The organism is Propionibacterium sp. (assembly GCF_047719395.1).
Taxonomy (GTDB): domain Bacteria; phylum Actinomycetota; class Actinomycetes; order Propionibacteriales; family Propionibacteriaceae; genus Propionibacterium.
The window spans coordinates 17,184-20,725 of the sequence record NZ_JBDNTB010000052.1 but is presented as its reverse complement, the minus strand read 5'-3'; the positions used below and the strand labels follow the sequence as shown (position 1 = coordinate 20,725).

The window sequence follows — 3,542 nt, the reverse complement described above, 5'->3', positions numbered from 1 at the left end:
ACTCACTCCTCTCCAGGCGCGTGGGTCGGGCGGCGCCGCTCCCCCCCCCCCCCCCCGCCCCCCCCCCGCCCGCCCCCCCCCCCCCCCCCCGCGGCCCCCCCCCCCCCCCCTCGTCTTCATCTGCCGCGTTCGTCATCGCGCGGGGCAGTGGCACCCCAGCGGCAGCAGATACCCATGCCTGTGGTCACGATAGAGTGGCCACTGCACCACGCCGGTGCTGCCCCAAGTCCAGGAGGACCACGTGCCCGAACCATTCCACCGTGTACTGCTCAAACTCTCCGGTGAGGCGTTCGGGAACGGAAAACTGGGTGTCGATCCGGTGGTCGTCAATGAGATCGCCCGTCAGGTGGTCCGGGTCACGAAGTCTGGCACCCAGGTCGCCATCGTCGTCGGTGGTGGCAACTACTTCCGTGGCGCTCAGCTGCAGGAAGGCGGCATGGACCGCGACCGCGCCGACTACATGGGAATGCTCGGTACGGTCATGAACGCTCTGGCCCTGCAGGACTTCTGCGAGAAGGAGGGTGTCCCGACCCGGGTGCAGACCGCTATCGAGATGGGTCAGGTCGCCGAGCCCTACATTCCCCGGCGCGCCGAACGTCACCTGGAGAAGGGCCGCCTCGTGATCTTCGGTGCCGGATCGGGAATGCCCTACTTCTCCACCGACACGGTCGCCGCGCAGCGCGCCCTGGAAATCGGCGCCGAAGTCCTGCTGATGGGCAAGAACGGCGTGGACGGCGTCTACGACTCGGACCCGCGCACCAATCCGGACGCCAAGATGTTCGACTCGCTCAGCTACGACGAATTCCTGACCAAGGATCTCAAGGTGGCCGATGCGACCGCTGCCAGCCTGGCCCGTGACAACAAGCTCAACATGATCTTCTTCAACCTCGACGATCCCGACAACATCATGAGGGCAATTCGCGGGGAGAAGATCGGCACGCTGGTGCACTACTGACCCGCGCTGCACCACCGAAAGGACGACAGTGACGACCACCCAGATCATCAAGGACGCCGAGACGAAGATGAAGGGCGCCATCGGCTTCGCCAAAGAGGACTTCGCCACTGTGCGCACCGGTCGTGCGAACCCGGCGATGTTCAACAAGCTCGAGGCCGACTACTACGGCACTCCCACGCCACTCGTGCAGCTGGCCAGCTTCAGCTCGCCGGAACCCCGCACGATGCTCATCACCCCATATGACAAGGGCGCCCTGGGAGCCATCGAAAAGGCGGTGCGCGACTCCGATCTGGGTGTCAACCCCGCCAGCGACGGCAATGCCATCCGATGCGTGCTGCCTGAGCTCACCGAGGAGCGCCGCAAGGAGTACATCAAGATCGTCCGCGCCAAGGCCGAGGATGCCCGTGTCCAACTGCGTGGACACCGCCGCCACGCGATGGACCAGGTGAAGGCGCTGGAGAAGAACAAGGAGATCAGCGAGGACGAGGCCAAGCACGCCGAGAAGAGCCTCGACTCCACGACCAAGAAGAATGTGGACGAGATCGACAGATTGCTCAAGGCCAAAGAGGCTGAGCTGATGGCGGTCTGAGCAGACTCATGACGAGCACCACGACCCATCGCACAGGACGCAATCTCCCCGCAGCCATCGCAACCGGTCTCGTGCTGGGCCTGGTGATCCTGGTCACCCTGCTGTGGTGGAACTGGGGTTTCGTCATCTTCGCCTCGGCAGCACTCACCGTGGGGGTCTGGGAGGTCTGCCGGGCGCTCGACGCATGCGATATGCACACGGCCCGCTGGCCCCTGATCATCGGCTCGCCGATCGTGCTGGTCGGCTGTTATGCGGCCGGGCAGCTGATCGGACAACCTCAGGACGCCATGTGGATCATCACCGGTGGCCTGGCCATCATGATGATCATCTCGCTGTTCATGAGGATCCCCGGTGGGGTGCAGGGCTTCGTCAAAGACGTTGCGGCGAGCGCTTTCGTCATCGGATATCTGCCGCTGCTGGGCTCCTCCATCGTGCTGATGCTTGCCAGCCCGCACGGCGCGGGGCGCATCCTGTGCTTCATCGTCTGCCCGATCGCCTGCGACACGGGGGCCTATGCCTTCGGATCGCTCTTTGGCAGGCACAAGATGGCACCTTCGATCTCACCGGCCAAGTCCTGGGAAGGGTTCGTCGGAGGCATCGTGCTGGCCATGGTGGTCGCGGCGATCGTCACGCATCTGGTGCTGGGCGCCCCGATCTGGGTTGGCGTGCTGCTCGGCCTGGTCGCCGGGTGTTGCGGCGTGCTCGGTGATCTGGTGGAGTCGGCGATCAAGCGCGATGCCGGCTTGAAGGATATGAGCCACGTCCTGCCCGGGCACGGCGGGGTGATGGATCGGCTCGACTCGATGCTCGTGGCCGCTCCCGCTGCTTGGCTCGTGCTGTACCTTCTCGTGGTGTGAAGCAGGCCCATCCAGAACTGTCCATCGAGCAGATCATGTCGTCCGGTCCCGGGCGACGCCCACCACGGCACTGGATGGACCTCACCCCCGATGGACGCCACGATGCCGTGGCCGCCATGGGTCTGCCGAAGTACCGTGCCAAGCAGATCTCCACGCACTGGTTCAGCCGTCTCGAGGACGATCCCGCCAGCTGGTCCGACCTGCCCGTCGCTGCACGCGAGGAGGTCGCCGGCAAGCTGTTCCCGCCGCTGCTCACGCCCGTGCGGGAGCAGACCGCCGACAGGGGAACGACCGTCAAGACGGCATGGAAGCTGTACGACGGCAATCTGGTGGAGTCGGTGCTGATGCGCTACCCGCATCGCACCACCATGTGCATCTCTTCTGAGGCCGGCTGCGCGATGGACTGCCCATTTTGCGCCACCGGCCAGGGCGGCCTGCAGCGCAATCTGTCCACCGCCGAGATCGTGGGCCAGGTGCTGGCCGGCGCGCGCAAGCTGGCAGCTGGCGAGATACCCGGCGGCCCTGGCCGGGTCGGCAATGTGGTCTTCATGGGCATGGGCGAGCCGATGGCCAACTTCACGTCGGTCATGGCCGCCGTGCGGGAGTTGACTCGCCCCGAGCCCGACGGGCTGGGCATCTCGGCCAGAGGGCTCACGGTGTCCACCGTCGGCATGGTGCCGAGGATCGCCGAACTCGCCGAGAACGGCATCCCTGTGACGCTCGCCGTGTCCCTGCACGCTCCCGACGACGAGTTGCGCAACGAACTGGTGCCGCTGAACCAGCACTTCGACGTCGACACCGTGCTGGACGCCGCCTGGGAGTACGCCAGGGTGACCAGGCGACGGGTGTCCATCGAATACGCGCTCATCCGCGACATCAATGACCAGAGTTGGCGCGCCGACCTGCTGGCCCGCCGGCTGAGGGCTCGCGGCGACTGGGGTTGGTTTCACGTCAATCTCATCCCGCTCAACCCGACACCGGGATCGAAGTGGACTGCCTCACGCCGCGAGGACGAACAGGCCTTCATCGCCCATCTGGAGCACCACGGCGTGCCGGTGACCCTGCGGGACACCCGTGGCCGTGAGATCGACGGCGCCTGTGGACAGCTGGCCGCCGCCGTCGACGCCCGCTGACCCTCTCT

The 3,542-nt window shown here is 66.0% G+C and carries 4 protein-coding genes; all 4 read left to right on the top strand.

The genetic code is table 11. The annotated features are described in order from the left end of the window. The first annotated feature begins 241 nt into the window (after positions 1–241). The 4 genes from pyrH (at position 242) to rlmN (ending at position 3,534) form a co-directional block, all read left to right on the top strand. Positions 242–955, top strand: a complete 714-nt coding sequence (gene pyrH, locus ABF648_RS09595) for a UMP kinase (protein ID WP_415632060.1) — start codon at positions 242–244, stop codon at positions 953–955. A gap of 67 nt (positions 956–1,022) precedes the next feature. Then, entirely contained in the window at positions 1,023–1,544 is a 522-nt protein-coding gene (frr, locus tag ABF648_RS09590) for a ribosome recycling factor (RefSeq protein ID WP_415632062.1), read from the top strand. 8 nt (positions 1,545–1,552) lie between these two features. After that, positions 1,553–2,401 carry a phosphatidate cytidylyltransferase gene (locus tag ABF648_RS09585; RefSeq protein ID WP_415632059.1) on the top strand — a complete coding sequence of 283 codons (849 nt, stop codon included), beginning with the start codon at positions 1,553–1,555 and terminating at the stop codon, positions 2,399–2,401. 35 nt (positions 2,402–2,436) lie between these two features. Further along, positions 2,437–3,534: a 23S rRNA (adenine(2503)-C(2))-methyltransferase RlmN gene (gene rlmN, locus ABF648_RS09580; protein WP_415632061.1), complete on the top strand. Its 1,098-nt coding sequence runs from the start codon at positions 2,437–2,439 to the stop codon at positions 3,532–3,534. Positions 3,535–3,542: the final 8 nt, after the last annotated feature.